Consider the following 3,463-nt stretch of genomic DNA (forward strand, 5'->3'; position numbering starts at 1 on the left):
GTCAAATGGCGGCTGGCGGAGACCCTGCCCCCCCCCGCCCGGGACGGCTCAGCCGCCCAGCGCCGCGACCTTCTCGACCTGCTTGTCGACCAGCCGCGGCGGCACCGGCACGCTCTTGCGCAGCGCCGGGTCGGCCGCCAGCACCATGATCATGGTGGAGCCCTGCCGGGCCACGACGTAGTTCACGGTCGCCTTGCGGCCCATACCCTGGCCGACCATCTCGATCCCCACGGCCTCGTCACCGGCCCGGACCGGCTTCTTCTTCACGGAGGTGTAGGAGACGGGGCGGCCCATCGTGGTGGCCTCGAAGCCGTCCGCGCAGGTGTCGAGCGCCGAGCGCAGATCGCGCATCGCCTGCCGGGCGTCGGCCGCGGTGTAGGACGTCAGATCGACGGCGTAGGCGCTGCCGGGGGCCGCGCGGTCGCTGACGCTGCGCAGCGCCGACTGCTTGGCGCGGGGGTTGATCCGGTCGCCCACGGCCGCGACGATCGGCTGGCACGCCGGGTCGGCGGCCTTCGCGGACCGGTCGGGCTTGGCGGCGCTCCGGGAGGCGACGAAGCCCGGGAGGTCATCGGTGGCGAACGCCGCGTGGTCGAGCTGCTCCTGGTTCAGCGGCCGGCCGGGCGCCGCCCTGCCGGGGCCCTTGTCCTCGGAGCCGCTCCCGCCGCCGCACGCCGTGGCGAGCAGCAGCAGTCCCAGCGCGGCCCCCGCGGAAAGCGCGTTCCTCTTGGCACGCATGCGTGGTGCTCCTGCCCTGTGGGCGGTCGAAGGGTTCATGGGGGTGCGCGACCCCTGCCCCGGGAGAGGCACGGCGGTGTTCACCCGCCGCGCCCCTCGGGGGGTACGGCCGGTCAGAGCGGGAGGCCGCCGCCGGGCAGGCCGCTGGTGGGCAGGCCCTTGGTCGGCAGGCCGCCGGTCGGCAGCCCCTTGCCGGGCAGGCCGCCGAGCAGCCCACCGAGCGGGTTCTTGCGCTCCTCGGAGGCTCCCTCCTCGCCGGCGGAGAGCGCGTCCGCGCCCGGCAGGGAAGCCGCGGTCAGCGACCGGGTCGTCTCACCGCCCGGCACCAGGCTGCTGATCGTGCTCACCGGCAGCCCGGACAGCGCGTCGGCGGGGCCTGCGGCCGCGGCGGTGCCCGCGGCGGCACCGGCGAAGGCGAGGCCGAGGGCGGCGGCGCCGAGAGTCTTGAGGGTTCCCTGCTTCATGGCAATACGTCCTCGTACTGGGGGGTGGGCGGCCCGGCGACGGGGCCGGCTCTCGCCGGCTCCGCACGGACCGTCACAACGGGGATTCGCAACGTAGTCACGCCATGGCGGGTACCGCAAACACGGCAAAGCGGCCGAGTCGCAGTCGACCCGGCCGCTTCCACGGTTCGTACGATCAGTCGCCCTGACCCTCGGAACCGCTGGTCATGGCCGGTGTGGTGGCCGCCTGGCGGAAGAGCCACTCGGACCGCAGCTCCGCGTACCCCGGCTTGATCACATCGTTGATCATGGCGAGGCGTTCATCGAAAGGAATGAACGCGGACTTCATGGCATTGACGGTGAACCACTGCATGTCGTCCAGGCTGTAGCCGAACGTCCGCACCAGGTGCTCGAACTCCTTGCTCATGCTGGTGCCGCTCATCAGGCGGTTGTCGGTGTTCACCGTCGCCCGGAAGTGCAGCCGGCGCAGCAGCCCGATGGGGTGCTCGGCGTAGCTGCTCGCTGCGCCCGTCTGGAGGTTGGACGTCGGGCACATCTCCAGCGGGATGCGCTTGTCGCGGACGTACGAGGCCAGCCGGCCGAGCTTGACCGAGCCGTCCTCGGCGACCTGGATGTCGTCGATGATCCGCACGCCGTGACCCAGCCGGTCCGCGCCGCACCACTGGAGCGCCTGCCAGATGGAGGGCAGGCCGAACGCCTCACCGGCGTGAATGGTGAAGTGGTTGTTCTCCCGCTTGAGGTACTCGAACGCGTCGAGGTGGCGGGTGGGAGGGAAGCCGGCCTCGGCGCCCGCGATGTCGAAGCCCACGACGCCCAGGTCGCGGTAGCGGTTGGCGAGTTCGGCGATCTCCAGGGCGCGGGCGGCGTGCCGCATGGCGGTGAGCAGCGCGCCGACGCGGATGCGGTGGCCGTTGGCCTTGGCCCGGCGCTCGCCCTCGCGGAAGCCCTCGTTGACGGCCTCGACCACCTCCTCCAGGGAGAGGCCGGCCTCCAGGTGCTGCTCGGGGGCGTAGCGGATCTCGGCGTAGACGACGCCGTCCTCGGCGAGGTCCTCGGCGCACTCGGCCGCGACCCGCACCAGTGCCTCACGGGTCTGCATGACGGCGCAGGTGTGCGCGAAGGTCTCCAGGTAGCGCTCCAGCGAGCCGGAGTCGGCGGCCTCGCGGAACCACACGCCGAGCTTGTCGGCCTCGGTCTCGGGGAGGCCGTCGTAGCCGACCTCACGGGCCAGCTCGATGATGGTGCCGGGGCGCAGGCCGCCGTCGAGGTGGTCGTGCAGCAGCACCTTCGGTGCCCGACGGATCTGGTCCTGGTCGGGAAGATGTGGAGTGTCGCTCGTCATTTCCGCACTCTAACTCCTACGCGCGTAGAGCGTCCCGAACGATATCCAACGGTGACCCATCGGCATGGTGGAGTACACCGGGACTTCTGCCATCGTTCTTGCCATGGCTCAGCAAGCGGTGCCGGAGCGGTGCGCCCGACTGGGGCGCGCGATGGGGTGCGGGGGGCCGGGTGCCGCCGACCGCACGGTCCACGGCGTGGTGCTGTTACTGCCGGGCGCGGCGCGGGAGGGCATGGGCCGGCCGTCGCCCCTGGCCCTCGCCGCCGCCCGGCCGCTGGCCCGCCGGCTGGCCCGGGCCGGCCGCGCCCACGGGCTGGTGGCCCATGTCGTGCACTACCGATATCGCGGCTGGAACGAGCCGGCCGCGCATCCGGTCACGGACGCGCTGCGGGCGGCGGACGAGGTGGTGCGGCGGTACGGCGACGTGCCGGTGTGTCTCGCCGGCCCGGGGCTGGGGGGACGGGCCGCGCTGCGCGCCGCCGGGCACCCGGCCGTCAACTCCGCCCTGGCGCTGGCCCCCCGGCTGCCCGACCCGTCGGCCGGGGACGATCCCGATCCGGTGAAACAGCTCGTCGGGCGCCGGGTGCTCGTGGTGCACGGCACCCAGGACGTGCGGGCCGACCCGGAGCTGTCCTTCCGCTACGCGCAGCGGGCGAAGAAGGTGAACCCGGACGTGTGCCGGTTCGAGGTGCACGCCGACGGGCACGGGCTGCGGCAGTACCGGAGCGAAGTGCTCGCCCTGGCCACGGACTTCGTGCTCGGCGCGCTCTTCGGGCGGGCGGTGTCGCGCCCGCTCGCGGACGCGGTGGCGGCGCCGCCGCCGCTGGGGCTGCGGATGCCGTTGGCCGCGTTCAAGAAGTTCCTCCTCAGCCGCCGCGGCCAGCTGATCCCGCGCTGACGACCGAACGCCGGAGCGGAC

4 protein-coding genes are annotated in these 3,463 nt (G+C 73.3%); 1 reads left to right on the forward strand and 3 read right to left on the reverse strand.

The genetic code is table 11. The annotated features are described in order from the left end of the window. Window positions 1–48: 48 nt before the first annotated feature. The 3 genes from ACSNOD_RS29770 to ACSNOD_RS29780 all read right to left on the reverse strand — a co-directional run bounded on the left by ACSNOD_RS29770 (window position 49) and on the right by ACSNOD_RS29780 (window position 2,544). Window positions 49–738, reverse strand: coding sequence for a hypothetical protein (locus ACSNOD_RS29770; protein WP_436770190.1), 690 nt, complete (start codon window positions 736–738; stop codon window positions 49–51). 113 nt (window positions 739–851) lie between these two features. Then, the gene (locus tag ACSNOD_RS29775) at window positions 852–1,202 is read right to left on the reverse strand and encodes an ATP-binding protein (protein ID WP_436770191.1); all 351 of its coding nucleotides are present in this window, start codon (window positions 1,200–1,202) and stop codon (window positions 852–854) included. A 175-nt stretch (window positions 1,203–1,377) separates the two neighbouring features. Next, window positions 1,378–2,544, reverse strand: a complete 1,167-nt coding sequence (locus tag ACSNOD_RS29780) for an adenosine deaminase (protein ID WP_436770192.1) — start codon at window positions 2,542–2,544, stop codon at window positions 1,378–1,380. Window positions 2,545–2,647: 103 nt separating this feature from the next. Between ACSNOD_RS29780 and ACSNOD_RS29785 the strand changes: the two genes are divergently transcribed. Continuing rightward, on the forward strand, window positions 2,648–3,442 hold the full coding sequence (locus ACSNOD_RS29785; RefSeq protein ID WP_436770193.1) for an alpha/beta hydrolase: 795 nt from the start codon (window positions 2,648–2,650) through the stop codon (window positions 3,440–3,442). Window positions 3,443–3,463 lie beyond the last annotated feature (21 nt).

The organism is Streptomyces sp. URMC 123 (assembly GCF_051386515.1).
Taxonomy (GTDB): Bacteria; Actinomycetota; Actinomycetes; order Streptomycetales; family Streptomycetaceae; genus Streptomyces.

What these genes read in the sequence shown, in the direction of transcription:
- ACSNOD_RS29775 (WP_436770191.1), bottom strand. Translation starts at nt 1,202, where the DNA reads ATGAAGCAGGGAACCCTCAAGACTCTCGGCGCCGCCGCCCTCGGCCTC.
- ACSNOD_RS29770 (WP_436770190.1), bottom strand. Translation starts at nt 738, where the DNA reads ATGCGTGCCAAGAGGAACGCGCTTTCCGCGGGGGCCGCGCTGGGACTG.
- ACSNOD_RS29785 (WP_436770193.1), top strand. Translation starts at nt 2,648, where the DNA reads ATGGCTCAGCAAGCGGTGCCGGAGCGGTGCGCCCGACTGGGGCGCGCG.
- ACSNOD_RS29780 (WP_436770192.1), bottom strand. Translation starts at nt 2,544, where the DNA reads ATGACGAGCGACACTCCACATCTTCCCGACCAGGACCAGATCCGTCGG.